Annotated in this window: 27 protein-coding genes; 16 read left to right on the forward strand and 11 right to left on the reverse strand. The window is 72.1% G+C overall.

Annotated features, from left to right (window positions below; translation table 11 throughout):
- Positions 1-215: 215 nt before the first annotated feature.
- On the forward strand, positions 216-1,697 hold the full coding sequence (locus ACFHWT_RS25355; RefSeq protein WP_416597232.1) for a leucyl aminopeptidase family protein: 1,482 nt from the start codon (positions 216-218) through the stop codon (positions 1,695-1,697).
- Between the two features lie 14 nt (positions 1,698-1,711).
- On the opposite strand, the gene ACFHWT_RS25360 is transcribed toward ACFHWT_RS25355, so the two are convergent.
- Positions 1,712-2,284, reverse strand: coding sequence for an O-methyltransferase (locus tag ACFHWT_RS25360; protein ID WP_416597203.1), 573 nt, complete (start codon positions 2,282-2,284; stop codon positions 1,712-1,714).
- Positions 2,285-2,568: 284 nt separating this feature from the next.
- On the opposite strand from ACFHWT_RS25360, the gene ACFHWT_RS25365 reads away from it, so the two are divergent.
- Positions 2,569-3,996, forward strand: coding sequence for a S1C family serine protease (locus tag ACFHWT_RS25365; RefSeq protein ID WP_416597204.1), 1,428 nt, complete (start codon positions 2,569-2,571; stop codon positions 3,994-3,996).
- 77 nt (positions 3,997-4,073) lie between these two features.
- Positions 4,074-4,556, forward strand: coding sequence for a preprotein translocase subunit TatB (locus ACFHWT_RS25370; protein WP_416597205.1), 483 nt, complete (start codon positions 4,074-4,076; stop codon positions 4,554-4,556).
- A gap of 3 nt (positions 4,557-4,559) precedes the next feature.
- On the opposite strand, the gene ACFHWT_RS25375 is transcribed toward ACFHWT_RS25370, so the two are convergent.
- The 3 genes from ACFHWT_RS25375 to ACFHWT_RS25385 are packed head-to-tail and all read right to left on the reverse strand — an operon-like array spanning position 4,560 to position 7,562.
- Positions 4,560-5,708, reverse strand: coding sequence for an Mrp/NBP35 family ATP-binding protein (locus ACFHWT_RS25375; RefSeq protein WP_416597206.1), 1,149 nt, complete (start codon positions 5,706-5,708; stop codon positions 4,560-4,562).
- 38 nt (positions 5,709-5,746) lie between these two features.
- Positions 5,747-6,304 carry a DUF1003 domain-containing protein gene (locus ACFHWT_RS25380; protein WP_416597207.1) on the reverse strand — a complete coding sequence of 186 codons (558 nt, stop codon included), beginning with the start codon at positions 6,302-6,304 and terminating at the stop codon, positions 5,747-5,749.
- Entirely contained in the window at positions 6,297-7,562 is a 1,266-nt protein-coding gene (locus ACFHWT_RS25385; RefSeq protein ID WP_416597209.1) for a magnesium transporter MgtE N-terminal domain-containing protein, read from the reverse strand. Before ACFHWT_RS25385 ends, ACFHWT_RS25380 begins: the two co-directional genes overlap by 8 nt.
- Positions 7,563-7,594: 32 nt before the next feature.
- Here ACFHWT_RS25385 and ACFHWT_RS25390 point away from each other — a divergent pair, with 32 nt between their 5' ends.
- Positions 7,595-8,503, forward strand: a complete 909-nt coding sequence (locus tag ACFHWT_RS25390) for a PhzF family phenazine biosynthesis protein (RefSeq protein ID WP_416597210.1) — start codon at positions 7,595-7,597, stop codon at positions 8,501-8,503.
- Between the two features lie 73 nt (positions 8,504-8,576).
- Here the strand turns inward: ACFHWT_RS25390 and ACFHWT_RS25395 are convergent, their stop codons facing one another.
- Positions 8,577-9,092, reverse strand: a complete 516-nt coding sequence (locus tag ACFHWT_RS25395; protein WP_416597211.1) for a hypothetical protein — start codon at positions 9,090-9,092, stop codon at positions 8,577-8,579.
- Positions 9,093-9,215: 123 nt separating this feature from the next.
- Here ACFHWT_RS25395 and ACFHWT_RS25400 point away from each other — a divergent pair, with 123 nt between their 5' ends.
- Positions 9,216-10,169, forward strand: a complete 954-nt coding sequence (locus ACFHWT_RS25400; RefSeq protein WP_416597212.1) for a DMT family transporter — start codon at positions 9,216-9,218, stop codon at positions 10,167-10,169.
- A gap of 50 nt (positions 10,170-10,219) precedes the next feature.
- Here the strand turns inward: ACFHWT_RS25400 and ACFHWT_RS25405 are convergent, their stop codons facing one another.
- Positions 10,220-10,672: a DUF4190 domain-containing protein gene (locus tag ACFHWT_RS25405; RefSeq protein ID WP_416597213.1), complete on the reverse strand. Its 453-nt coding sequence runs from the start codon at positions 10,670-10,672 to the stop codon at positions 10,220-10,222.
- A 32-nt stretch (positions 10,673-10,704) separates the two neighbouring features.
- Entirely contained in the window at positions 10,705-11,184 is a 480-nt protein-coding gene (locus ACFHWT_RS25410; protein ID WP_416597214.1) for a DUF4190 domain-containing protein, read from the reverse strand.
- 112 nt (positions 11,185-11,296) lie between these two features.
- Between ACFHWT_RS25410 and ACFHWT_RS25415 the strand changes: the two genes are divergently transcribed.
- Complete coding sequence (locus ACFHWT_RS25415) at positions 11,297-12,247, forward strand: SDR family NAD(P)-dependent oxidoreductase (RefSeq protein ID WP_416597215.1); 951 nt, start codon at positions 11,297-11,299, stop codon at positions 12,245-12,247.
- A gap of 63 nt (positions 12,248-12,310) precedes the next feature.
- Here ACFHWT_RS25415 and ACFHWT_RS25420 read toward each other — a convergent pair whose 3' ends face one another.
- The 3 genes from ACFHWT_RS25420 to ACFHWT_RS25430 form a co-directional block, all read right to left on the reverse strand.
- Positions 12,311-12,718, reverse strand: coding sequence for a CoA-binding protein (locus tag ACFHWT_RS25420; RefSeq protein WP_416597217.1), 408 nt, complete (start codon positions 12,716-12,718; stop codon positions 12,311-12,313).
- 9 nt (positions 12,719-12,727) lie between these two features.
- Complete coding sequence (locus tag ACFHWT_RS25425) at positions 12,728-13,756, reverse strand: Rv2578c family radical SAM protein (protein ID WP_416597218.1); 1,029 nt, start codon at positions 13,754-13,756, stop codon at positions 12,728-12,730.
- 97 nt (positions 13,757-13,853) lie between these two features.
- Positions 13,854-14,885 (reverse strand): LacI family DNA-binding transcriptional regulator, encoded by a 1,032-nt coding sequence (locus ACFHWT_RS25430; protein ID WP_416597219.1) that lies wholly within the window; start codon positions 14,883-14,885, stop codon positions 13,854-13,856.
- Positions 14,886-15,177: 292 nt separating this feature from the next.
- Between ACFHWT_RS25430 and ACFHWT_RS25435 the strand changes: the two genes are divergently transcribed.
- Positions 15,178-16,350, forward strand: a complete 1,173-nt coding sequence (locus ACFHWT_RS25435) for a Gfo/Idh/MocA family protein (RefSeq protein ID WP_416597220.1) — start codon at positions 15,178-15,180, stop codon at positions 16,348-16,350.
- A gap of 91 nt (positions 16,351-16,441) precedes the next feature.
- A complete protein-coding gene (locus ACFHWT_RS25440; protein WP_416597233.1) occupies positions 16,442-17,200 on the forward strand; it encodes a sugar phosphate isomerase/epimerase family protein in 759 nt (252 codons plus the stop codon).
- 21 nt (positions 17,201-17,221) lie between these two features.
- On the opposite strand, the gene trxA is transcribed toward ACFHWT_RS25440, so the two are convergent.
- Positions 17,222-17,584 carry a thioredoxin gene (gene trxA, locus ACFHWT_RS25445; RefSeq protein ID WP_416597222.1) on the reverse strand — a complete coding sequence of 121 codons (363 nt, stop codon included), beginning with the start codon at positions 17,582-17,584 and terminating at the stop codon, positions 17,222-17,224.
- A gap of 536 nt (positions 17,585-18,120) precedes the next feature.
- Between trxA and ACFHWT_RS25450 the strand changes: the two genes are divergently transcribed.
- The 8 genes from ACFHWT_RS25450 to ACFHWT_RS25485 all read left to right on the forward strand — a co-directional run bounded on the left by ACFHWT_RS25450 (position 18,121) and on the right by ACFHWT_RS25485 (position 24,478).
- The gene (locus ACFHWT_RS25450) at positions 18,121-18,786 is read left to right on the forward strand and encodes a TrmH family RNA methyltransferase (protein WP_416597224.1); all 666 of its coding nucleotides are present in this window, start codon (positions 18,121-18,123) and stop codon (positions 18,784-18,786) included.
- A 120-nt stretch (positions 18,787-18,906) separates the two neighbouring features.
- Entirely contained in the window at positions 18,907-19,605 is a 699-nt protein-coding gene (locus ACFHWT_RS25455; protein WP_416597234.1) for a DUF6758 family protein, read from the forward strand.
- 106 nt (positions 19,606-19,711) lie between these two features.
- On the forward strand, positions 19,712-19,870 hold the full coding sequence (locus ACFHWT_RS25460) for a hypothetical protein (protein WP_199757972.1): 159 nt from the start codon (positions 19,712-19,714) through the stop codon (positions 19,868-19,870).
- 6 nt (positions 19,871-19,876) lie between these two features.
- Complete coding sequence (locus ACFHWT_RS25465; protein WP_416597225.1) at positions 19,877-20,761, forward strand: PH domain-containing protein; 885 nt, start codon at positions 19,877-19,879, stop codon at positions 20,759-20,761.
- A 103-nt stretch (positions 20,762-20,864) separates the two neighbouring features.
- Complete coding sequence (locus ACFHWT_RS25470; RefSeq protein ID WP_416597226.1) at positions 20,865-21,524, forward strand: SigE family RNA polymerase sigma factor; 660 nt, start codon at positions 20,865-20,867, stop codon at positions 21,522-21,524.
- 118 nt (positions 21,525-21,642) lie between these two features.
- Positions 21,643-22,929: a hypothetical protein gene (locus ACFHWT_RS25475; protein WP_416597227.1), complete on the forward strand. Its 1,287-nt coding sequence runs from the start codon at positions 21,643-21,645 to the stop codon at positions 22,927-22,929.
- Positions 22,926-23,783, forward strand: a complete 858-nt coding sequence (locus ACFHWT_RS25480; protein ID WP_416597229.1) for a PHP domain-containing protein — start codon at positions 22,926-22,928, stop codon at positions 23,781-23,783. The genes ACFHWT_RS25475 and ACFHWT_RS25480 overlap by 4 nt, the downstream gene beginning before the upstream one ends.
- Before the next feature lie 74 nt (positions 23,784-23,857).
- Positions 23,858-24,478 (forward strand): MarC family protein, encoded by a 621-nt coding sequence (locus tag ACFHWT_RS25485; RefSeq protein ID WP_416597230.1) that lies wholly within the window; start codon positions 23,858-23,860, stop codon positions 24,476-24,478.
- Positions 24,479-24,551: the final 73 nt, after the last annotated feature.

A 24,551-nucleotide genomic window follows, 5' to 3' on the forward strand; every position in this document is an offset into this window, starting at 1 on the left:
GGCCCGCGGGTCGACATAGCGACGGTTGACGAGTCCGCCGATCCGGCCCCCGCCGGGTCGGCGGACTCGGTACGCCGTGGGCAGCACCCAATCTCGTACCTGGAGGTAACCCCGGCGTGTTCGCCATCCGTCTGCTGGCGGAGACCACCGCCGCCGGCACCATCGTCCTGCCCGTCGAGCCGGACCCCGGGCCGGCCGGCGCGCGGCTCGGACCACTGCCCGACCAGTTGGCGCTCGACGGCGACCGCGCGGAGCTCGCCGCGTCGGCCGCCGCGTTGCTGACCCGCACCGGGCACGACGGCAGCGCCGGCGAGGTTCAAGTGCTGCACCGGTCCCGGCACTCGCCGCATCAGGTGATCCTGGTCGGGGTCGGCGTCGCCGACGAGGCCGGCTGGCGGGCGGCGGGCGCGGCCGTCGGCCGGCTGCTGCGCCGGGCTGCCCGACCGGTCGCCGGGCCGTGCCTGGTCGCCGTACCACCGCAGGCGGGCCCGGCGGCGGTCCGCGGGTTCGCCGAAGGTTGCTGGCTGGCCGGCTACCGGTTCACCGCGCCGGACGAGTCCCGACCGGCCGTACCGGGCGAGTCCCGACCGGCCGCAGACCCCGACGAGTCCCGACCGGCCGCGGACGACCCGGGCGGGGCGCCCGACCCGATTCCGATGGTGTTGCTCGCCCATCCGCCCACCGGGGCGGCCGAACAGGCGTTGCGGTACGCCCGGGGCACCGCCGCCGCCACCTACCTGGCCCGGGACCTGACCAACATGCCGTCCTCGGTCAAGAACCCGGCCTGGTTCGCCGAGCAGATCGCCACTGCGGCGGCCGACCGGCCCGGGCTGACCGTCTCGGTACGCGGTCCGGCGGAGCTGGCCGCCGAGGGGTTCGGCGCGCTGCTGGCGGTCGGCGGCGGTTCGGCGGCCGGTCCCCGCCTGGTGGAGATCGACTGGTCCCCGCCGCACGCCGGGCGGCACGTGGTGCTCGCCGGCAAGGGCATCACGTTCGACACCGGCGGGATCTCGATCAAGCCGGTGGACGGGATGAAGTTGATGCGCAAGGACATGGGCGGGGCCGCCGCGGTGGTCGCCACCGCCGTCGCCGTCGCCGACCTGGCGCTGCCGGTACGACTGACCGTGCTGGTTCCGCTCGCCGAGAACATGGTCAGCGGGGCGGCGTTCCGCCCCGGCGACGTGGTGCGGCACTACGGCGGGCGGACCAGCGAGACCACCAACTCCGACGCCGAGGGCCGGCTGGTGCTCGCCGACGCGATCAGCTACGCGGTCAGCCGGTTCACCCCGGACTATCTGGTCGACCTGGCCACCCTCACCGGGGCGAACGCGATCGCCCTGGGCCGGCGTACCGCCGCGCTGTACAGCGAGGACGACGATCTGGCCGGAGCACTGCTCGACGCCTCGGCGGCGGCTGGCGAGGGGGCGTGGCGGATGCCGCTGCACGCCGACTACGTCGAGTACCTGGGCAGCGAGATCGCCGACTTGTTCAGTGCCCCGGACCGGGGGGCCGGCTCGGTGGTGGCCGCGCTCTACCTGCGCGAGTTCACTGGGCCGTTGCACGACCGCTGGGCGCACTACGACATGTCCGCCCCGGCCTGGTCCGACGACGACCACGCCGAGCTGACCCGGGGTGCCACCGGCTGGGGGGTACGGACGCTGGTGCGCTGGCTGACCGCGCTCGACCCGGCGGCATGACGGTCGGCCGGGGGTCAGCGCCGTACCGCCGCCAGCAGTCCGTCGCCGGCCGGCAGCAGCGCCGGCACCCATTCCTCGGCTTCCCGGATCGACTTGACCAGTTCGCGGATGGCGACCGTGTCGGGGTCGCGCGCTGCGGGGTCGCCGATCCGGCCACCGGCCAGCGCCCCGTGCACCGCCAGGATGCCGCCGGGGCGCAGCAGCCGCAGTGCCGCGTCGACGATCGCGCCGAACTCGGCGCTGTCGCCGTCGACGAAGACCATGTCGTACACCGAGTCGGCCAGCCGGGGGAGCACGTCGAGCGCCCGGCCGGTGATGATCCGGGTCCGCGACGTCGGGTAGCCGGCCTCGACGAAGATCCGCCGGGCCATCCGCTGGTGCTCGTTCTCTACGTCGATCGTGGTCAGCACCCCGTCGGGGCGCATCCCGCGCAGCAGCCAGACGCCGCTCACCCCGGTCCCGGTGCCGATCTCGACGACGGCGCGTGCGTTGCCGGCAGCGGCGAGCAGCCGCAGCGTGGCGCCGGCGTCCGGCGAGACCGGGCGCAGCCCGACCTCCTCGGCCAGGCTTCGGGCGGTACGCAGCACCAGGTCCTCGGCGGCGTACCCGGTGACGAACTGGAGAGCCTGGGGCGCCGTCCAGGCAGGGGGTCGGGTGACCGGGTGGATGGCGCACCTCCAGCGGGGGGTCGGGCGGCGGTTGCCGGTACGAGCCTAGAGCGCCGCTGGTCGACCGGCTGGGCGGGCACCGGGGCACACCGCTCTTCGGCGACCACTGAATGTTCTTCGATTATCCGTGCAATCCTGGACGCGGAGCGATGTCGCCGATCGGACCGGTGCCGTCGCGCTGGGGGATGGACTGGGAGGCAACCGTGACCGACGGCGGAAACTGGCGCCAGGCCGACGGGATCGCACCGCCGGGGCACCAGCCGCCGGTCGGCGGGTGGGCCGGGCCGTACGGCCCCGCACCGGCTCCGCCGTACCCGCCGGTGGCCGGTTCGCCGCCCTACCCGCCGTCGTACGGTGCATCGGTACCGGTGCACCGTCCGTCGGCCGGTTCGCCGTCGTACGGCCCGTCGGCACAGCCCTCGCCGTGGTGGTCGGACGCGCTGCGGGATCCCTGGCGTGATCCGTACGCGCCGGCTGCGGTGGTGGTCGACGTCCCGCCGGGTGCTGCCGGCACCGGCGATGGTCCGGAACCGGTCGTCGAACCGGAGCCGGCGGTACGCCGTGGATTCGCGCCGTACGTGGTCGTGTCGGTGATCGCCGCGCTGCTCGCCGGAAGCCTCGGCGGTGCCCTGGGGTTCGCCTTTGCGGTCCGGGGCGGCGTCGCCGGTACCGGGACCGTGCTCGGCGGCTCGCCGGCCGATCCGCCCGGGGCTGCGCAGCGGCCGGCCGACTCGCTGGCCGGGGTGGCCCAACGGGTCCTGCCGAGCGTGGTGACCGTGCAGGTGAGCGGGCCGGCCGGGCAGAGCGTCGGCTCCGGCTTCGTCGCCACGGCCGACGGCTACGTGATCACCAACGACCACGTGGTCGGGGCGGGGGCCGAGGAGGCGATGGTGCTGTTCAACGACGGCTCGACCGCGCGGGCCTCGATCGTCGGCCAGGAGCCGGAATCGGACGTGGCGGTGATCAAGGTCGACCGGACCGGGCTGACGCCGGTCGAGTTCGGCGACTCCGAGGCGATCGCGGTCGGCGATCCGGTGCTCGCCTTCGGCTCGCCGCTCGCGTTGACCAACACGGTCACCTCGGGGATCGTCAGCGCTCTCGACCGCACCATCCAGGCTGGTGAGCCCGGCGGCCAGGTGCGCTACTACGCGGCGATCCAGACCGATGCGGCGGTGAATCAGGGCAACTCGGGCGGCCCGCTGGTGGACGCCGCCGGCCGGGTGATCGGTGTCAACTCGGTGATCAAGTCGCTGGCCGCCGACGAGGAGACGGCCGGCAACATCGGCCTCGCCTTCGCCATCCCGATCAACCACGCGAAGCGGATCACCCAGGAGATCATCGACACCGGTACGGCCCGGCGGACGATCTTCGGTGCTCAGGTGACCGACGCCGCCCGTACCCCCGGTGCCGGTGTCCGGCTCAGTGAGGTGGTCGACGGCGGGCCGGCGGACGCCGCCGGCCTGCAGGCCGGCGACGTGGTGCTGCGGATCGACGGTCGGCCCCTGGACCAGGCGACCGACCTGATCGCGTTGGTGCGCAAGTACGCGCCCGGGTCGGTCGTGACGGTCGACTACCGCCGGGGCACCGAGGCCCGGTCGGCCTCGGTGACCTTGGCCGCCGACGCCAAGTAACACCCGGTCGGCCCTCCCGGACCGGCCGGTGACGTGCGTACCCTTGCCTTCGACGGCGGCACAGGGAGGCCCGGAGCATGTTCGACAACCTGAACTGGTGGGAGATCGGTCTGCTCCTGCTGCTCGCTTTGTTGATTTTCGGTGACCGGTTGCCGCAGGTCATCTCCGACGGCCTGCGGATGCTGCGCAACCTGCGCAACATGGCCCGCAACGCCACCTCGGACCTCGGCCGTGAGCTGGGCACCGACATCCAGCTCGAGGATCTGCACCCTAAGGCGTTCATCCGCAAGCACCTGCTCAGCGAGGAGGACGAGGCCGCGCTGCGCAAGCCGTTGCAGGGCGTCTACGACGACCTGCGTTCCGACGTCAGCGGGGTCCGCGACGAGCTGCGTGAGGTCGCCGACGCGGCCGATCTGAAGTCCGCCGCGATGCCGACGACGGTGACCGGTGGCGCCAGCAGGTCGGCTGCCGCGAGCAGCCCGGCCGCCGATACCGGCCCGGCCGCCGGGACCGGCCCGGCCGCTGTTTCGGCCAAGACGTTGGACGCCGACGCCACCTGACGCTCAGCCGGCGGACGGCCGCAGGCCCAGGGGCTTGCCCAGCAGCGACTCGCGGCGGACCGCGAGCCGGTCGGCGACCGCGTCGAGCGCCCGGGCCGCCGGGGCCTGCGGATCGGCCAGCACGATCGGCGTGCCGCGGTCACCGGTCTCCCGTACCCGGGTGTCCAGCGGAATCTGGCCGAGCAGCGGTACCTGGGCACCGACGGTGCGGGTCAGCGACTCGGCGACAGTGCCGCCGCCGCCGCTGCCGAAGATCTCCATCCGTTCCCCGGTGGGCAGCTCCAGCCAGGACATGTTCTCCACCACGCCAACCAGCCGCTGGTGGGTCTGCAGCGCGATGGCGCCGGCCCGTTCGGCCACCTCGGCGGCGGCCGCCTGCGGCGTGGTCACCACCAGGATCTCGGCGTTGGGCAGCAGTTGGGCCAGGGAGATCGCCACATCCCCGGTGCCCGGCGGCAGGTCCAGCAGCAGTACGTCCAGATCGCCCCAGTAGACGTCGGCGAGGAACTGCTGCAGCGCCCGGTGCAGCATCGGCCCACGCCAGACCACCGCCGCGTTGCCGGCGGTGAACATGCCGATCGAGATGACCTTCACGCCGTGCGACTGCGGCGGCATGATCATCTCCTCGACCCGGGTCGGCCTTCCCTCCGCGCCGAGCATCCGAGGCACCGAGTGCCCGTAGATGTCGGCGTCGATCACCCCGACCGACAGCCCGCGCGTGGCGAGCGCGGCCGCCAGGTTCACCGTCACGCTGGACTTGCCGACCCCGCCCTTGCCGCTGGCCACCGCGTACACCCGGGTGCGGGACCCCGGCTGGGCGAACGGGATCACCGGTTCGGCGCCGGCGCTACCGCCGCGCAGCTGCTCCTGCAGCGACTTGCGCTGCTCCGGGCTCATCACACCGAAGTCGACGTCCACCCCGGTGACCCCGGGTACCCGGGTCACCGCCTCGGTGATGTCGGTGCGAAGTTTGTCTTTCAACGGGCAGCCGGCGACCGTCAGCAGCAGCTCGACCCGTACCCGGCCGGCGGCGTCGACCGTCGCGGAGCGCACCATGCCGAGCTCGGTGATGGGACGGCGGATCTCCGGGTCGTTGACCGTGGCCAGGGCGGCGTTGATGGCGTCGTTGACGGTGCTGGTCGGTGCGGACATGCCCGCCATGCTACGTCGCGTGTGCAGGTCACCGCCGCTCACTGTCCGGCGGCCGTGGTCCCGTCCGGTGGCTGAGGTCCCTCCACCGGGCGGCGGTCCAGCCGGCGCCGGCGGTACGCCTGCTCGTCGAGCTCCTCGGCCAGCCGGCTCAGCTCCGACCGTAGGAAGTCCCGGGTGGCCACCTCGCCGACCGCCACCCGCAGCGATGCGATCTCCCGGGCCAGGTACTCGGTGTCCGCCTTCTGCATCGCGGCCCGCCGCCGGTCCTCATCCAGGGAGAGCCGGTCCCGGTCCGCCTGCCGGTTCTGCGCCAGCAGGATCAGCGGCGCCGCGTACGACGCCTGCACCGACAGCAACAGGGTCAGGAACGTGAAGGTGTACGGGTCGAAGCGCAGACTCACCGGGGCGAGGGTGTTCCAGGCGATCCAGCCGACGACGAAGACCGTCATGTAGACGAGGAACCGGGCGGTACCCATGAACCGGGCGATCGCCTCGGCCCACTGTCCGAACGCCTCCGGGTCGTAGCGGGGCAGCGAAATTCGTCCCGGTTCGCGAGGTTGGTCCAGCCGGCCGGTGCTCCGGCGCAGGTCAACCATGCCCGTCCCCACCCCCCAGCGGTGTGTCCCGGTCCCGCCAGTCCGGCGGCAGCGAGTGGTCCAGCACGTCGTCCACGGTCACCGCGCCGACCAGCCGGTTCGCCGGATCGACCACCGGCATCGCGACCAGGTCGTAGGTGGCCATCCGGCGGGTGATCTCCAACAGCGGGGTCTCCGGCTGCAACGGGTCGATGCCGCTGTCCACCACGCCGCCGAGCAGCTCCGCCGGCGGCTCGCGCAGCAGTCGTTGGAAGTGCACCACACCCAGGTACTTACCGGTCGGGGTGGCCATCGGCGCCCGCGCGACGAAGACCTGCGCGGCGATCGCTGGCGGCAGCTGCGGCTCCCGGATCCGGGCCAACGCCTCGGCGACCGTGGCGTCCGGGGTCAGGATGACCGGCTCGGAGGTCATCACGCTACCGGCGGTCCCCGCCTGGTACTGCAGCAACTGGCGTACCGAGTCCGCCTCGTCCGGCTCCATCAGATCCAGCAGCACGTCCTGCTCCGGCGGCGGCAACTCGGCCAACAGGTCCGCCGCGTCGTCCGGGTCCATCTCCTCCAGTACGTCGGCGGCGCGTTCCCGGTCCAGGGCGGTCAGGATCGACACCTGGTCGTGTTCGGGCAGCTCTTCCAGCACGTCGGCGAGCCGTTCATCGTCCAGCGCCGCGGCGATCTCCTGCCGCCGGCTGTCCGGCAGATCCTGCAGGGCGTTCGCCAGGTCCGCCGCGCGCATCTGGTCGAGTACGGAAAGCAGCCCGGCCGTGCCCTGGGTGTCCGGTAGCCCGATCAGCCCGCGCACCCGGTGCCAGTCGAGCTGGTGCAGGTGACCGCGTCGGGTCAACCGCCCGGTGATCTCCCGGACCGCGACCCGGGTCAGCGACCACTCGCCGACCCGGTTCGCCTCCATCGCGACGTCCACCACCGAACCGGGCTGATCCTCAGGGTCGAACCGGACCCGCCGGTCCAGCAGGTCCTCCAGCACCAGCAACTCGTTCGGCCGCTTCTCGAACCGCCGCAGGTTGAGGGTGCCGGTGCTGAGCAGCACCGACTCCGGGTCGATCGCGGTAACCCGGCCCATCGGCAGGAAGATCCGCCGACGCATCGGCATCTCCGCCACCAGTCCGACCACCTGAGGTGGCCGGTTGGTGGTCCGCAGCCGTACCACCGCGTCCCGGACCCGCCCGACCTGGTCGCCGTTGGGGTCGAAGACGGCGAGCCCGGCAAGCCGGGCGACGTACACCCTGGTCGCCGTAGTCACGGCCACAGCGTACGGGCCGTAGGGTTTGTTTCATGTCCAGCCTCGGGTACGAGATCGTCGACGTCTTCACCGACCGGCCGTTCACCGGCAACCCGCTCGCCGTGGTGTTCGGCGCCGATGCCCTGGCCGTCGACCAGATGCAGGCGATCGCGCGGGAGTTCAACCTGTCCGAGACGGTGTTCGTCCTACCGCCCGGCACCCGGGACGCCAGCTACCGGGTGAGGATCTTCACACCGGAGAAGGAACTACCGTTCGCCGGGCATCCGAGCATCGGTGCGGCGGTCACCGCCGGCCGGCGAGGCCTGGTGAGCGCCGGGACGGTGACCCAGCAGTGCGGTGCCGGGTTGCTACCGGTCGAGCTGACCGAGCACGGGTACGCCACACTGCGCGGCGGCGAGCCGACTCTCGGGGCGCCGGTGGACCCGGCCCCGCTGCTGGGCGCGGTCGGCCTGACCGCGACCGACCTCATCGGTCCGGCACCCCGCCGCGCCGGCTGTGGTCTGGAGTTCGACTACCTGTGCGTACGTCCCGATGCTCTGCCCCGGGCCAGGCTGGACCCGGCGGCTGCGGCCCGGGCCGGCGTCGGGATGGTCAGCGTGCTGACCTGGACGATGGCCGGCGCCCCGGCGGGCTCCCCGGCCGGGGAGCCGGAGCAGTCGACGGCGCACTGCCGGGTCTTCTGCCCGGGCGCCGGGGTGACCGAGGACCCGGCTACCGGGTCCGCCGCCCTCGGTCTCGGCGTCTGGGCGGTGGGCAGCGGTCTGCTGCCGGCCAACGGCCAGTCACGGTATCTCGTCCGGCAGGGGGTCGAGCTGGGGCGTCCATCGACGTTGGACTGTACGGTGACCGCGCTGGGTGGCCGGGCGCGGAGCGCCACCGTCGCCGGTCAGGTGGTGCCGATCGCCAGCGGGCAGATCGCCGTACCGCCGTTCGTCGGCTGACCCTCGACCGGCGTGGGCCGCCCGGTTGTCCGGACCGCGGCCCGGCGTGAGCGTGACGTGGGGCTGGCGTGCTTCAGCGCCGGCGGACCCGGTGCAGGCGGAACGGACGACGGGTCGGCCGGGTGACCGTGCTGGGCCGGGGCGGCGCGGCGAGCGATCCGTCCGGCAGTGACGCGCCGGCCGCCACCGGCGGACCGGCCGGGGTCAGCCGGTACAGCTGGCACTCGTCGGCCCACCGCCGCACCAGGTCGACCGGGCTGCCCGGGGCATTCAGCCGCTTGGCGGCCACCTGGGCCGCGATCGACTCCCAGTCGGGGTCGGCCGGCTCGATCAGGGTCACCTTGGCGGGCCAGGACACGATCCGACCGCCGTGATCGCCTCGCAGCGTCACCGTCGCCGGTACGCCGGCCGCCAACCCGGCGGCGGACTGTTCACCGGTTCCGGTCACCACGTGCAGCGAGCCGTCGGCCGGCACGCACCACAGGGCCCGGGCGGGTGCGCCGTCGACCGAGACCCACGCGACCGCAGCCTTCTTGCCGGCTTCGTCTACCAGTGGGGCCGGCCCGCCAGTTTCTGCTGGGTCGGTCATGTCGACCATCCTGCCGTAGTCCCGGCGGGGTGTCGCGCCGGAGCGGGCCCGCAGGTGACGCCGGGGCCTGTCGCGCGGTCCCGGTGCACGGACTCGGTCGGTGGTCTGTGAGGATCAGATCCCGTGTCCTCCGGTGCCCACCCCTCCGGTCCGGGCGGCCGGGGTGAACTGCTCGCCACCGGTGCCACCGCGATCGCTGTACTCGCCGTGTCTACCTCGGCGCCGCTGATCGCCTTCGCCGCCGCGCCCGCCCTCGCCGTCGCCTTCTGGCGAAACGTGCTGGCCACCGGTGCGGTCGCGCCCTTCGTACTGGCCCGGCGCCGGCCCGAGTTGCGGCTGCTGGCCCGACCGGGCGGCCGCAGCCAGGCCGGCTGGAGCGCGTTGGCCGGTGTCGCACTCGCCGCGCACTTCGGTACCTGGATGCCGAGCGCACAGCTCACCTCGGTGGCGACCGCCACCGCGCTGGTCGCCACCCAGCCGGTCTGGCAGGGCCTGATCGCCCTGGCCCAGGGTCGGCGACTGCCGCTGGTGACCTGGGGCGGGATCGGTCTCGCGGTGCTCGGCGCGGTGCTCGCCACCGGGGCCGACGTCGGGTTCGACGCGCAGGCTGTGCTCGGTGACCTGCTGGCGCTGGCCGGGGCGGTCTTCGCCGCCTGCTACACCGCGCTGGGCGAGCAGGCCCGGCAGACGATCAGCACCACCACGTACACCACGATCTGCTACGGCGTCTGCGCGGGCGTGCTGCTCGTCGTCTGCCTGGTCGGCGGGATCCAGCTGACCGGGTTCCCCGGCTCGGCCTGGTTGGCGGTGCTCGGCCTGGTGGTCGGTGCCCAGCTGCTCGGTCACTCGATGTTCAGCTACGCCCTGCACAAGATCCCCGCGACCACGGTCAGCGTGCTCATCCTGCTGGAGGTGCCGGGCGCCGCGCTGATCGCCTGGCTGTGGCTGGGTCAGGTGCCCCGTACCGCCGCGCTGCCTGGGCTCGGGCTGTTGCTGGTCGGGGTCGCCGTGGTCGTTCTCGGCGGAACCCGCAGCCGTACGTCGCCGCTGCCGCCGGAGGCTGGGCCGCCGGCCTGACGCGGACCTCGACTTTCGCCCGACCGGTGCCGGCGACCTGGCCGGTCGGCTCAGTAGCCCGCAGTGGATCTGTCCACCAGGACGATGAAGAAGCCGAGGTAGGCCACCATGAACAGCGCGAGCAGCACTCCGAAGCCGACTCCGCACCAGCCGATGATCACCCCGGCCTGGGCGAGCCCGTCGCCCTGCTGACCGGTCCGGCGGATCTCGTCGCGGGCGCGGCGCCCGAGGTAGACCGATATCCCACCGAGCAGTGGGCAGCTGAACAGGCTGACCAGCGACACGATGAACGAGGCGAGCGCCATGCTGTTCGTTGGCTGCGGCGCGGCGTAGCCGTACTGGTACCCACCGTACGGATACTCGCCGCCCGGGTGCCCTGGCGGCGGGTACTGGCCCGGCGGCGGTAGCTCGCCGCGCGGCGGCTGCCCGTCGGCTGGCACCGGCCCGGTACCGGTCTGCGGTGACGGCGGGCGGATCTGGCCGCCGGCGTCTGGCTCCTTCACCCGGATCTCCTTCTGCTGCGGCGCGGACGCTGCTAACCCTGGCTGATGTTGGCCGCGATCGCGACCGTGACGAGAACCGCCCCCGCCAGCCCGAGGCCGAAGGCGATCCAGCCGGTGATCATTCCGGCCAGTGCCATCCCGTTGCCCTGCTCCGGACGACCCTGCTCGGCCGCGGTGCGGATCTGACGCCGGGCGGAGTGCCCGAGCAGCGCGCCGACGATGCCGATCAACCCGGGCACCAGGTAGCCGCACAGCCCGACGATGCCGAGGACGCCGAGGACCAGCGCGGCGATCGCCCGGCCGTTCATCGGCATCGGCGCGGGCGGCGGATACAGGTAGCCCGGCGCGGCGTACCCGGCCGGCGGGTAGCCGGGAGCCGGATAGCCGGCCGGCGGCTGGCCGGGTACGCCGTACCCGGTTGGCTGCTGGCCACTCGCCGGATAGCCGGCCGGCGATTGGTGGCTCGGCCAGGACGGATCGCTCCAGTTGCCCGGCTGCTGGGGTTGGCTCATCGGCGATGGTCTCTCTGCGGGGCGGGTTCGCCCGATCAGAGTAGTCGGTACTGGCGAACCGCTCACGGGCAGCGTCGTTGCCCGCGACGGCGCCAGCGGGCAGGATCAGCCCATGGTTTCTGACGTACGAGCCGTGGTCGGCAGCGCTGGACAGGACTCCGGCCCACACCCGTCCCCGGTCGCCACCCTGCGCCCCGGACCGGACCAGCGCTCAGCCGTCGTCCCGTCCGGTCCGGGACGGGACGGAACCGATCCGGACGGGACGGATCCGGACGGTGCGGCCGGGCCGGCACCTGAGCTCGGTACGTTGCGTCTGGACGGCCGGGTCGCACTGGTGACCGGTGCCGGCAGCTCGGACGGGATCGGTTACGCCACGGCCCGACGGCTCGGCGAGCTCGGTGCCCGGGTGGCGATCGTCTCCACCACCCGGCGGATCCACGAGCGGGCGGCGGAGCTCGGCGCGACCGGGTTCGTCGCGGACCTGACCGACGAGGCCGAGGTCGGCGCGTTGGCGGACGCGGTGTCCGAACAGTTGGGCGACGTGGAGGTGCTGGTCAACAACGCAGGACTGGCCAGTCGGGCCAGCCCGGAGGTGCTGCGGCCGGTGGCCCAGCTCACCTTCGAGGAATGGCGGGCGGAGATCGACCGCAACCTCACCACCGCCTTCCTGTGCAGCCGGGCCTTCATCGGCGGGATGTCGGAGCGTGGCTGGGGTCGGATTGTCAACCTGGCGGCCACCGCCGGGCCGGTCAACGCACTGCCCACCGAGGCGGGGTACGCGGCCGCGAAGGCCGGTGTGGTCGGGCTCACCCGCGCGCTGGCGATGGAGATGGTCGCCGACGGCGTGACTGTGAACGCTGTCGCACCGGGCACGATCTACACGGCCGCGTCGACGGTCACCGAGCTCAAGCAGGGCATGGGTACGCCGATCGGCCGGCCCGGCACCCCGGATGAGGTGGCGGCGGCCATCGCCTTCTTTTGCTCGCCGGCAGCCTCCTACATCACCGGCCAGATGCTCGTCGTCGACGGTGGCAACAGCGTCCGGGAGGCCGAGTACCGCTGATCCGGGCGCGCTGCTTCCCGGCCGGCCCGGCCGCACGTCGGGTCGGCGGCCGGTTGTGTCGGGTCAGCCGGCCCGGGTAAGGCCACCGAGGGCCCGTTCGACGGCCGTGCACCGGTCCTCGACGTAGTCGATGCCGGCTGCGGCGGCGATCTCGCGGGCGACCGGCGAGGCGATCCCGCTCTGCAGCCACACGGCGGGGGCGCCGATCCGTACCGCGGCACGTACCACCTCGACGGCCTCCGGCACCGGTCGGAAGACGTTGACCAGATCTACCGGTACGTCGAGCTCGGCGAGGCTCGGGTAGGTCGGCTGGCCGAAGATCTCGGCGACGTGCGGGTTGACCGGGATGACCCGCCAGCCGTACCGGATGAGCTGCGCCGGCACGCTGTGCGCCGACTTCGCCGGGTCACGTGACGCGCCGACGACGGCGATGGTCCGCGCGTCGGCCAGGATCTGTTGCGGAGTCCTCACCCGTCGAGCCTAGTTCCCGGTGGCGCCGCCCGCCTCGTCGAGCCGCCGGGCGGCACCCGGCCCCGTGGGGGACAGGCCGTGCCGGCGGGCTGCCATCCGCACCCGGCCCACGACCTCCCGCTGGTACGCCTGCGGCAGGTAGGACCCGGAGCGGAACAGCGCCCGGTAACGCGGGACGAGATCGGGGCGGGTCCGGCCGAGCCAGGCGGCGTACCACTCGCGGGCACCGGGGCGCAGATGCAGCGGCAGCGGGGTGACACTGACCGCGCCGGCCCGGGCGATCGCGCCGACGGTGGCCTCGACCGACTCCGCGTCGTCGGTCAGCCCGGGCAGGATCGGTGCCATCAGCACCCCGACGTCGAAGCCGGCGTCGGTCAACGCGCGGACCGTGTCGAGTCGTCGGGCCGGGCTCGGCGCGCCAGGCTCGACCGCCCGCCACAGGGGCTCGTCGACGAACCCGACCGACATGGCCAGGCTCACCTGGGTCACCTGGACGGCTCGGCGCAGCAGCGGCAGATCTCGCAGGATCAACGTGCCCTTGGTAAGGATGGAGAACGGATTGGCGGCGGCGCTCAGCGCGTCGATGATTCCGGGCATCAGCTGGTAGCGGCCCTCGGCGCGTTGGTAGCAGTCGACGTTGGTGCCCATCGCGATCGGTCCGCCCGACCAGCTGGGCGCGGCCAGCTCCCGGCGGAGCAGCGCTGCGGCGTTGACCTTAACGACGATCTTCGTGTCGAAGTCGAGTCCGGCGTCGAGGTCCAGGTAGGTGTGGGTGTTGCGGGCGAAGCAGTAGGTGCAGGCGTGGCCGCAGCCGCGGTACGGGTTGACGGTCCACTCGAACGGGACGCGGCCGGAGCCGCGTACCCGGTTGATGATCGACCGGGCGTGAATCTCGTAGAAGGTCATCCCGACGAAGCCGGGCGTGTCGAAGGTGCGCTGCACGGCCTCGGGCAGCGCCAGCGGCAGGGGCGGTGCCGCCGGCGCTGCCCCGGGAGGGACCTGCTGGTCGGGGGGAGCCGACAAGGTGTCCCATCGCATGGCCGACATTCGAACACACGTACGACGCCGGGGCAAGTCGGCGGGCCGGTCAGAGCACACCCGTTCGCGCCGGTCAGATCACACCGGTCCGGGGCGGTCAGATCACACCGGTCCGGGGCGGCCCGGCGCTGTCCCGGCGGACGAGCTCGGCGCCGATCTCCTCGATGAGCGGTGGGCGCGCCCCGCCGGGCGACTGCAGCGCCAGCGTCATCGCTCGGGCGCCCATCTCGGCCAGCGGCAGCCGTACGGTGGTCAGCGCCGGTGTGACGTCCCGGGCGACCGGCATGTCGTCGAAGCCGACCACACTGAACTGGTCGGGCACGATGATGCCGCGGGAGCGCAGCAACGCCAGCACGCCGATCGCCATCGAGTCGTTGAGCGCCGCGATCGCGGTCAATCCGGGCTCGGCGTCCAGCAGGCTGGCCGCGACCGCGGCGCCACTGGCTCGGTCGAAGTCGGCGTACGCCACCCGCCGCGCCGGCAGCTTCTGACCGTGTTCGCGGGCGGCCCGACGCAACCCGGCGAGCCGGTCGGTGGTGGTGGTCAACACCTTCGGCCCGGCGACGACCCCGAAGTCGGTGTGCCCGAGGGAGTAGAGCTCGGCGCCGAGCAGGTAGCCGCCCATCTCGTTGTCCGGCACCACGGCGTCGCCGGCGTGCTCGTGCCGGCCGATCACCGCCACCCGCCCGCCGGTGCGCTCGTACACCCGCAGCTTGCCGGCGAGCGTCGCGGTGAACGCCTCGTCGTGGTAGCCGGATCCGGCGAGGACGATCGCCGCCACCTGATGGGCACGGAGCAACTCGACGTACTGCAGCTCCTTGTCGGGATCCCGGTAGCTGTTGCAGATGATCACCAGCCGGCCGTTTTCGGTCGCCACCCGCTGCAGGCCGCGGGTGATCTCCGCGAAGTACGGGTCGGACACGTCGTGCACGATGACGCCGATCGCGCTGCGGTGCGACCGGGCCAGCGACTGCGCGTGGGCGTTCGGGACGTACTGCAGCTCCTCGACCGCGGCAAGCACTCGCTCGCGCAGGGCTTCGGTGACGGGTTTGCTGCTGCCGTTGATGATCCGTGAGGCGGTGGCCGGGGACACGCCGGCGCGTTTCGCAACATCGGCCAGTGTGGCCACGACCCGCTCCTTTCCCGGGCTCCCGCAGCGGAGTGGGAGCCGGCCAGGCCGGATGCTCGCGGCATCGCGCGCGGTCCGGAATGCTTGCGGTGAGGATAGCGTGACTGGCCGGCGGTGAGCCGGGAAAGCCCTTGCCGAACGCTGCGGAGAGGCAGTAGCGTACGCCGGAAAGCGCTTACCTCGCCGGTCCGCACTACCTCGCTGACCTGCGCCAGACACCCGCCCACTTCCCGTCAGCACCACCTCTCGCCACCACAACTTCCCGCCACCACCACTTCGAAGGAGGCGAGGCATGGCCCGCACCACCATCGGGATCATCCTCAACGGCGTCACCGGTCGGATGGGATACCGGCAGCACCTGGTCCGGTCCCTGCTCGCCATCCGGGACCAGGGTGGACTGTCGCTGGCCGACGGCACCCGGCTGTGGCCGGAACCAGTGCTGGTCGGGCGAAACGAGAACAAGCTGCGCGAACTCGCCGACCGGCACGGCCTCACCGAGTGGACCACCGATCTCGCCGCCGCGCTGGCCCGCCCCGACCTGCAGATCTACTTCGACGCGCAGGTCACCGCGCAGCGGGAGAAGTCGCTGCGGCTGGCGATCGAGGCCGGCAAACACATCTACACCGAGAAGCCCACCGCCGAGGATCTGGCCGGTGCGGTCGACCTGGCCCGGCTGGCCGACGCGGCCGGGATCAAGCACGGCGTCGTGCAGGACAAGCTCTTCCTGCCCGGTCTGCGCAAGCTCGATCGGCTGGTCAAGGGCGGCTTCTTCGGCCGGATCCTGTCGGTACGCGGTGAATTCGGTTACTGGGTGTTCGAGGGGGACTGGCAGTCCGCGCAGCGGCCGTCGTGGAACTACCGGGCGGCGGACGGTGGCGGGATCACCGTGGACATGTTCCCGCACTGGCACTACGTGCTGGAGCAGATCTTCGGCCGGGTGACCTCGGTGACCGCGCAGGTGGCCACCCACGTCAACCGCCGCTGGGACGAGTCGGGCGAGCCGTACGACGCCACGGCGGACGACGCCGCGTACGGCATCTTCGAGATCGACCGACCGGGGCCCGCCGGCGGCCGGATCATCGCCCAGATCAACTCGTCCTGGGCGGTCCGGGTGTACCGCGACGAACTGGTGGAGTTCCAGGTGGACGGCACCGAGGGCAGCGCGGTCGCCGGGTTGCGCAACTGCCGCGTCCAGCACCGCTCGACCACGCCCAAACCAGTGTGGAACCCGGACCTGCCGGTCACCGAGGAGTTCCGTGCGCAGTGGCAGACGGTGCCCGACAACGAGGAGTTCGACAACGGGTTCAAGGCGCAGTGGGAGCTGTTCCTGCGGCATGTCGTCGAGGACGCCCCGTACGGCTGGGACCTGTGGGCCGGCGCACGCGGGGTGCAGCTTGCCGAGCTGGGCCTGCGGTCGGCGCGGGAGGGCCGACGGATCGAGATTCCGGAGCTGACCGGTGAGTGACCCGTTCGCCGGGATCACGGTGCCGGCCGCCGGTGTCGGGCCGGCGCCGCCCCGGTTCGCGCTCAACGCGGCGACCACCCGACGCTGGCCGATGCCGGAACTGGTCGCCGGTTGCGTCGCCGCCGGCGTCCGCGGGGTCGGCCTGTGGCGCGAGGAGACCGCCGCGTACGGCCTGCGCCGGACGGCCGAGCTGTTCCGGGACGCCGACCTGCCGGTCACCTCGCTGTGCCGCGGTGGCTTCTTCGGCGCGGACGACTGGTACGACGACAACCGGCGCGCCATCGACGAGGCCGCCGAACTCGGTGCCCCGGTCTTGGTGCTGGTCTGCGGCGGCCAGGACGGCCGGGATCTGGATGGTGCCCGGGCCCGGGTCGGTGAAGCGGTCGGCCGGCTGGTTCCGTACGCGCTGCAGGCCGGGGTGACCCTGGCGATCGAGCCGTTGCATCCGATGTTCTGCGCCGACCGGTGCGTGGTGTCGACGCTCGGCCAGGCGCTGGATCTCGCTGAGCCGTACCCGGCGGAGGCGGTCGGCGTAGTGGTCGACACCTACCACGTGTGGTGGGACGACCAGGTGTGGGCGCAGATCGAGCGGGCCGGTCGGGCCGGTCGGATCGCCTGCTTCCAACTCGCCGACTGGATTACTCCGCTGCCGGCGGGGGTCCTGCTGGGGCGCGGTCTGCCGGGCTCCGGCTGCATCGACCTCGGCAGGTTCGCCAGGGCGGTGGACACGGCCGGCTACCCCGGGCCGGTCGAGGTCGAGGTGTTCCATGAGCTGGTGTGGCAGCGACCGGGAGCCCAGGTGCTGGCGGCCGCGGTCGCGGGCTACCGTTCAGCGGTCGGTGACCGGTAGCCCGCCCCTGGCCGTGCACGGTCAGTGGTTGTGCGATGCCAGCTGCTTGCGTACGTCGTCCATGTCGAGCGCCCGGACCTGCTCGATCAGCGACTCCAATGCGGACTCCGGGAGCGCGCCGGGCTGGGCGAAGACGACGACGCCGTCGCGGATGGCCATGATCGTAGGGATCGACCGGATGTCGAACTTGGCGGCGAGCGCCTGCTGCGCCTCGGTGTCCACCTTGCCGAAGGTGATGTCGGTGTGCTTCTCGGACGAGCGCTCGTAGACGGGAGCGAACCGTACGCAGGGTCCGCACCAACTCGCCCAGAAATCCACCAGGACGATGCCGTCGCTGGAGGTGACCTCGTCGAAGTTCTCGGCGGTTAGCTCAGCGGTTGCCATCGATGTCTCCGATCGCCAGATGTGGGGTCGTGATTCCCCGGTCTACCGTGGGAAACCGCTCTGCGCGCCACGGCATTCCCGATCGATACCTTGCGAAACCCGCCAACCTCTGGTTACCCATCGTGATGGGAGCGTTTCCAGTAGTTTTCGCAGGTGGTGCGCGGTTTCATCGACAAGTGGCGGGGTGACTAGGATAAACGCCGCTGCTGGTGGGTCGGTTGGATCTCTGATTCGACTACCCACTGTAACGTAACAAAACGGTAACTGTGACTTCCGTCTCCGCTCCTGCCCTTCCCGAGCCGGGGTGGGTCCGGCAGAATCTCTAGACATCAGAGCGTGGACGGCGGGTGCCGGGGAGGGCCCCGCCGTTCATTGCGTCCAGGCCCGAAAACCAGGCCTGTCGGGGACACACGGCCGACGGCCGCCCCTGGGCTGCGATGTCCCGCATCCCGGCATCGGCGACGGGTCCGTAGGCTCTGCAGAGCGTGGAACAGTGGCAGAGCGCAGCGCGGTCGGGTCCGCCGGTCGGCGACGGAGTGAGTGACGACGCCCGGGCCGACGTGGCGCAGATCGGGGTCGGCCCGTGGCCCGGCGACTGGCCCTCGGACCCGCGTTACGACCCCGAACTGCTCGCCGCCGGGGACCGCCGCAACGTCGTCGACCGTTACCGATACTGGCGCCGCGAGTCGATCGTTGCCGACCTCGACCAGCGCCGGCACTCTTTCCATGTCGCGATCGAGAACTGGCAGCACGACCTGAACATCGGCACGGTGGTCCGCAACGCGAACGCCTTTCTCGCCGCCGAGGTGCACATCGTCGGGCGGCGTCGGTGGAACCGCCGGGGTGCCATGGTGACCGACCGGTACCAGCACGTCCGCCACCACGCCGACATCGCCGGTCTGCTGGCCTGGGCGGGTCGACTCGAACTGCCGGTCGTCGGGATCGACAATCTGGCCGGTTCCCGGCCGATCGAGACGGTGCGGTTGCCGCGCCGTTGCGTCCTGCTCTTCGGACAGGAGGGCCCAGGTCTGTCCGACGACGCCCGGGCCGGGTGCGAGCTGATGTTTTCGATCGCCCAGTACGGTTCCACCCGGTCGATCAACGCCGGGGTGGCGAGCGGCATCGCGATGCACGCGTGGATCCAGGCACACGCCGGGCCGCCGCCGGACCCAGCCGAGACGCCGGCACCGACCGGGCGGTAGCGGCGAACGTCCTGGCCAGGTGGGGCGTACCGACCCGCGACAGAGGGAAAGAACGACCGAAAAAGCCGGTTCGCTTGACGGGGGAACGGCGCGGCGAGCAACGTGGGTGGCGTGGGTGTGATGGTGAGCTGTCCTCGTTGCGGAGGCCCGGTGCGGCCGCCCGACCTGATGCACACCGAGTCCCGCTGTGACGGTTGCGGGCCGGTGCCCCCGCTGCACGTCGCCGAGCACATCGGGGCCGAGATCGTCGCGAGTGTGGCGCAGCGGCTGCTGGCCACCGCCGAACCGGGCCAGGCCGCGCCGGTGCCACTGTGGGCGATCTGGCCGCTGCTGGCGGGCTGGACGTTGACCGGTGTCGGCTGGGTCGGCGACGACCGCGAAGCGGTCCGGGCGACGGTCACCGCGTTCAGTGGTCCCGCTCCGGTCTCCGGCGGGCCGGCCGACCTGGTGCTGGTGGCCGAGGAGCCCGGGGTGGGTCTGGGCACCCGGTTCGCCGGGCTACCCGGCCCGGATCCGGGGCAGCAACTGACCGGAGTGCTCGGTGACCGGCAGACCGCAGCCGGCGGTCCGGGCGGTGGCGGTCCGCACGCCAAGCTGCGGGCAGGTGGACATCCGACTCCCTTGTGGTCGATCCCGGCCGAGCCGGACCGCTGTGCCTACGTCGGCGAGGCGCGCGGCCTGTGGCTGTACGCGGTGGCCTGGCCGGCGAACGCCGGCTACCTGCTGGCCGAGGAGATCGTCCTGCACGACCTGTCCGAGGAGGTGCCGACCGGGATCGTGTACGGCGCGCCGTCGCCGTACCTGCACGGGAAAGCGTGAACACCTTTTCCCACGATCAACTACACCACCGCGGGACGATGGGCTGATATTCTAGTAACGCCGGGACGAGCGTCGCGGCGCGCCACACGGAGGGGGATGGCCCGCAATGGTCAAGAAGGTCCTCACCTGGGGCGGAATCGCGTTCCTGATTTTCTTCGTCGCGTTCCGGCCCGACTCGGCGGCCGACGTGTTCAAGTCGGTGGGCGGCGGCATCGTCGACATAGCGCAAGGGTTCGGCGACTTCTTCACTAGCCTCGTGGCCTAGTCGCCCATGGGCAACCCCTCCGAGCCCCCCGACGCTGACGACGAAGCCGCACGTCGGCGCCGTCAACGCGACACCGAGCCGATTCCGCAGATCCGTCCGGAGGACGGCCCTCACTTCGGTGCGGGGCCGTCCTACGGGGATGGTCCGGCGTACTCGGACGGTCCGGCGTACGCCAGCAGCGCCGGCTACGGTGGCCGGTCCGGCGGCGGCACCCGCCAGGTGCCCGACGAGCCGATCATCAGTTACTCGCCGCCGGACATCTCCGCCGACGAGCTCGCCGGCCTCCAGGTCGACGCCTCCGGCATGCCGGTGCAGCCACGCCGGGTGCTGCCACTCGAGGACGAGCCGACCCCACTGGTCGCGCGGTACCTCTTCCCCACCGAACGCTACCGGGGCGAGTGGAAACGGCACTGGATCCACCTGCTCACCCCACTGCTGATCGGGGTGGTCGCGACCTTCGTCCTCGGCTACCTCTCCGGCTTCCTCGCCGGTCAGGACGTCGGCGGCCTGACCACGGTGGCGGTGCTGCTCTGGCTCGGTGTGCTCGGCTGGGTCGGCTGGAAGATCGCGGACTGGTGGTTCGACCGCTTCATCCTCACCAACAAGCGGGTGATGGTGGTCAACGGCATCGTCACCCGTAACGTGGCGATGATGCCGCTGCTGCGGGTGACCGACATGAAGTACGAGCAGTCACCGCTCGGCCGATTCCTCAACTACGGCACGTTCATTCTCGAGTCGGCCGGCCAGGAGCAGGCGCTGCGCGAGGTCAAGCACCTGCCGAACCCGAACGAGCTCTACCTCCGGGTGGTCGAGGAGATGTACGAGCCGCAGGCTGTCGAGGCACGGTTGAGCAAGGACGAAGCCGCCGCCAAAGCGGAAGACGGAGCGTGACGGCGTCGCGGTTGTGTCCTTCCGCCCGGCCCCGCCACCGGTCGGTCCGACCCCGACGGTGTCCCGTTCGGCGTACCGTGTCCGGTGACGGGGGAGGTAGCCGATGACGCCCAGGGACTCCGTGGAGGAGGACTTCCGCGAGTTCGTCGCATCCCGTTCCGGGGCGCTGCTGCGTACCGCCTATCTGCTCGCCGGTGACTGGGCGACCGCCGAGGACCTGCTGCAGACCGCGCTGACCAAGACGTACCTGGCCTGGAAACGGCTCGGCCAGATTGAGGCGGTGGAGCCGTACGCCCGCCGGGTGCTGGTCAACACCGCGACCAGCTGGTGGCGTCGACGCTGGCACGGTGAACGTCCCACGGAGACGCTGCCGGAACGGGCCGGCCCGGACCTCATCCAACAACAACTGGACCGGGACGTGCTCTGGCGTCATGTCAAGGCGTTACCCGCCCGGCAACGTGCGGTGCTGGTACTGCGCTACTACGAAGACCTCTCCGAGGCCCAGACCGCCGCCCTGTTGAACATCTCACCGGGCACGGTGAAGAGTCAGACCTCCCGGGCGCTCGGCACGCTGCGCAAACGGCTCGCCGCCGAGGAACCGCACCTCGTCCCTGCCACAGTCGCCCCGGCTGTCGCCGTGGCCCGGTCTGCTGCGGTCGCGCCCCGCCCGGCCCGGCCCGGCGTGCCGGTGCCGACCACCGCCCGCCCGCTGCCGGCACCGACCCAGGCGACACCGGTGCGATCCAACAGAGTAGTGGTGTAGCGAACCGGTGACTCCCTTTCCCAGACCGCCCAGCGACGGTTGCTCGCGGCCGCCCAGCGACAGTTTCTCCTGGCCACCAGGCGACAACCTTCCACCGACACGGCGGCGTCCATCTGTCGTGGCGACCGACGACCTTGAGCGAGCGCTGCGGCAGTGTCTGAGCGACCAGGCCGTCGACCCGCCTGCGGTCGCCGATCTCGCCGACCGCGCGATGCGTCGGGCCCGGCGGGCCCGACGGGCCCGCAACGGAGCTGCTGCGGCGGTCGGTCTCTGCCTGTTCGCCACTGCCGGCATCGCCGGTGGCCATCTGCTGCTCGTTGACAGCTCGCAACCGCCGGCCCTGGCTGAACCGCTGACGGTGACCGGTCGGGACGTCGCAGCGAGCACCCCGGCCGCTCCGGCTGCCCCGCTGCCGTTCAGTGAGGACCTGCGCAGTCAACCGCTGGCCGCCACCCAGGCACCCCCGGTCGACCTTGTGGTGGCCGGTGAACTGCACACCGTCGACGGTCAGCGGATGGACCTCGCTGAGATCGGTGGCGTCGCCCAGGCCAGCCGGTTGACGGACGGTTGGCTCGTCGTTACCGAGACATCGGCAGACGGTGCGGCCGGAGTGTGGTTCGTGGCGCCCGACACCGCCCCGCAGGTGGTGCTGACCGGTGTCGACGCGGTCGCGGTCGATCCGGTCGGGACCCGGATCGCCTGGCGGCACGGCGCCGAGCTGGCTGTGGCCTCGGTGGTGCACGGCGAGCTGGCCGGCACCAGACGCGGCCGGGCACCGGTGCAGAGCCGGCCGGTCGGCTTCGCCGGCGAAGCCGTACTGCTGGAACGCGACGGAGGCGAGCGGCGCCGCGGCTACGGCGTCTGGCGGCCCGGCCAGGGCGAGTCCCGGACCAGCTGGAGTGAGACCGCCAGCGTCGTGTACGGCGCGTTGCCGGACGGGCAGACCGTCGTCGCCCAGGTGCACGACGCGTCCGGTGGTCCCTGCCTGGCCCTGCTGGACGTCGAACAAGGCCTCGCCGCGGTGAAGACCGCCTGCACGGTGCCGTTGACCGGCGACGGCCGGGGAGCGGTCTCCGCGGACGGCAGGTGGCTGGTGGCCAACGGGGGGGTCGCGGACGCGCGGGTGGCCAGCGAGCCCGAGCTGGCTCTGCTCGTCGACCTGAACCAGGTATTCGACGACCAGATCGGCGCGGTGCGGGAAGCCGGGCAGCGGCTTGCCGGCAGCACCGTCTGGGTCGACCATGACAGCGTGGTACACGCGGCCGGCGCCGACCAGCTGGTCCAGATCAACGTGGACCGGATCAGCGCCGGTCAGGGCGGTGCGGTGGAGCACATCGCCGTACCGACCTCGGCCGCCGTCGACGCCGAACCGGTGCTGGTCGCCGGTGCCCCGGACCGCCGATGACCGTCGACAGCCGGATCGACCTGCACACCCATTCCACCGCCAGCGACGGCACGGTCGACCCGGCGGACCTGGTCCGGCAAGCCGCCGCCGCAGGTCTCGCGGTGCTGGCGCTCACCGACCACGACACCACCGCCGGCTGGGCACCGGCGGCCGCGGCCCGCCCGGCCGGGCTCACCCTGATCCGCGGTGCCGAGATCTCCTGCCGGTGGTACGGGACCGAGCCGTCCATCCCGCTGCACCTGCTCGGCTACCTGTTCGATCCGACCTACGGTCCGTTGACCGCCGAGCTGGACCGGATCCGGGCGGCCCGGACTGTACGCGGCGAGCGCATCGTCGACCAGTTGCGCGCCGACGGCTTCGACATCAGCTGGGACACGGTGCTCGGCTACGCCGCCGGCGGCTCCGTCGGTCGGCCGCACATCGCCCAGGCCCTGATCCGGGCCGGCCTGGTCGCTGACACCGACGAGGCGTTCCGGCCGCAATGGCTCGGCCAGCGTTACCGGCTGCCAAAGGACGACCTCGACGTCTTCACCGCCGTCCGGCTGGTCCACGAGGCGGGCGGGGTCACGGTCTTCGCCCACCCGGCCGCGACCAAGCGAGGGCGGACCGTGCCGGACAGCATGATCGCCGACCTGGCGGCGGCCGGGCTGACCGGCCTGGAGGCCGACCACGCCGATCACCGGCCGGACCAGCGGGCACACGTACGCCGGCTCGCCGACGAGCTCGGGCTGGTCGCCACCGGTTCCTCCGACTACCACGGCAGCCACAAAACGGTCCGGCTGGGCGAGTACACCACCGCCCCGGCTGCCTACGAACGGCTGGTCGCGGCGGCACACGGCGTACCACCGATCTGATCAGACCAGGACCCGGTCCGGACCCGACCAGGACCCGTCCGGGCCGGCGATCCGCCGGTCACTAGGTTGACCTGGTGGATTTCAAGCTGTTCGGCGAGGTCTTCGTGACCCTGCTGGTGATCACCGACCCGCCCGGCATGGTGCCGATCTTCCTCGCGCTCACCGGAGCGTTGCCGGTCCGGGAACGCCGCCGGGCCGCCTGGCAAGCGGTGGCGCTGGCCCTCGGCGTGATCGTCGTCTTCGCGGTCGCCGGGCAGACGCTGCTTGCCTATCTGCACATCGAGTTGCCGGCGCTGCAGGCCGCCGGCGGCCTGCTGCTCATCCTGGTGGCGCTGGAACTGCTCACCGGCAAGGCCGACGACCCGGGCCAGCAGTCGACGTCCAACATCGCGCTGGTCCCGCTGGGTACCCCGCTGCTGGCTGGTCCGGGCGCGATCGTGGCGACCATGCTGTTCGTGCAGCGTGCCGAGACCGCCGCCGACTATCTGGCGATCGCGCTCGGCATCGTCGCGGTGATGGTGGTGGTCTGGCTGACGCTGCGGTTCTCCGGCGGCATCGTCAAGGTGCTCCGGCCGGGCGGCATCGAGGTGCTGACCAGGATCGCCGGCCTGCTGCTCGCCGCGATCGCCGTCCAGTTGATCGCCGACGCCGTTGCCGCGTTCGTCCGCTCCTACTTGACATCCTCGCCGCCCTAAACGGCTGCGATCCCAGCCACGCTGCGCGTGACACGCGCAGTGTTCTGGTGGGTTACCGTTTCACCGCGCGGTG

The sequence above is a fragment of the Micromonospora sp. LOL_021 genome, from assembly GCF_048060215.1.
GTDB lineage: Bacteria > Actinomycetota > Actinomycetes > Mycobacteriales > Micromonosporaceae > Micromonospora_E.

What these genes read in the sequence shown, in the direction of transcription:
- ACFHWT_RS25395 (WP_416597211.1), bottom strand. Translation starts at nt 9,092, where the DNA reads ATGACCGACCCAGCAGAAACTGGCGGGCCGGCCCCACTGGTAGACGAA.
- ACFHWT_RS25465 (WP_416597225.1), top strand. Translation starts at nt 19,877, where the DNA reads ATGGGCAACCCCTCCGAGCCCCCCGACGCTGACGACGAAGCCGCACGT.
- ACFHWT_RS25425 (WP_416597218.1), bottom strand. Translation starts at nt 13,756, where the DNA reads ATGCGATGGGACACCTTGTCGGCTCCCCCCGACCAGCAGGTCCCTCCC.
- ACFHWT_RS25390 (WP_416597210.1), top strand. Translation starts at nt 7,595, where the DNA reads ATGTCCAGCCTCGGGTACGAGATCGTCGACGTCTTCACCGACCGGCCG.
- trxA (WP_416597222.1), bottom strand. Translation starts at nt 17,584, where the DNA reads ATGGCAACCGCTGAGCTAACCGCCGAGAACTTCGACGAGGTCACCTCC.
- ACFHWT_RS25410 (WP_416597214.1), bottom strand. Translation starts at nt 11,184, where the DNA reads ATGAGCCAACCCCAGCAGCCGGGCAACTGGAGCGATCCGTCCTGGCCG.
- ACFHWT_RS25480 (WP_416597229.1), top strand. Translation starts at nt 22,926, where the DNA reads ATGACCGTCGACAGCCGGATCGACCTGCACACCCATTCCACCGCCAGC.
- ACFHWT_RS25380 (WP_416597207.1), bottom strand. Translation starts at nt 6,304, where the DNA reads ATGGTTGACCTGCGCCGGAGCACCGGCCGGCTGGACCAACCTCGCGAA.
- ACFHWT_RS25455 (WP_416597234.1), top strand. Translation starts at nt 18,907, where the DNA reads ATGGTGAGCTGTCCTCGTTGCGGAGGCCCGGTGCGGCCGCCCGACCTG.
- ACFHWT_RS25440 (WP_416597233.1), top strand. Translation starts at nt 16,442, where the DNA reads ATGCCGGAACTGGTCGCCGGTTGCGTCGCCGCCGGCGTCCGCGGGGTC.
- ACFHWT_RS25370 (WP_416597205.1), top strand. Translation starts at nt 4,074, where the DNA reads ATGTTCGACAACCTGAACTGGTGGGAGATCGGTCTGCTCCTGCTGCTC.
- ACFHWT_RS25415 (WP_416597215.1), top strand. Translation starts at nt 11,297, where the DNA reads ATGGTTTCTGACGTACGAGCCGTGGTCGGCAGCGCTGGACAGGACTCC.
- ACFHWT_RS25375 (WP_416597206.1), bottom strand. Translation starts at nt 5,708, where the DNA reads ATGTCCGCACCGACCAGCACCGTCAACGACGCCATCAACGCCGCCCTG.
- ACFHWT_RS25460 (WP_199757972.1), top strand. Translation starts at nt 19,712, where the DNA reads ATGGTCAAGAAGGTCCTCACCTGGGGCGGAATCGCGTTCCTGATTTTC.
- ACFHWT_RS25470 (WP_416597226.1), top strand. Translation starts at nt 20,865, where the DNA reads ATGACGCCCAGGGACTCCGTGGAGGAGGACTTCCGCGAGTTCGTCGCA.
- ACFHWT_RS25435 (WP_416597220.1), top strand. Translation starts at nt 15,178, where the DNA reads ATGGCCCGCACCACCATCGGGATCATCCTCAACGGCGTCACCGGTCGG.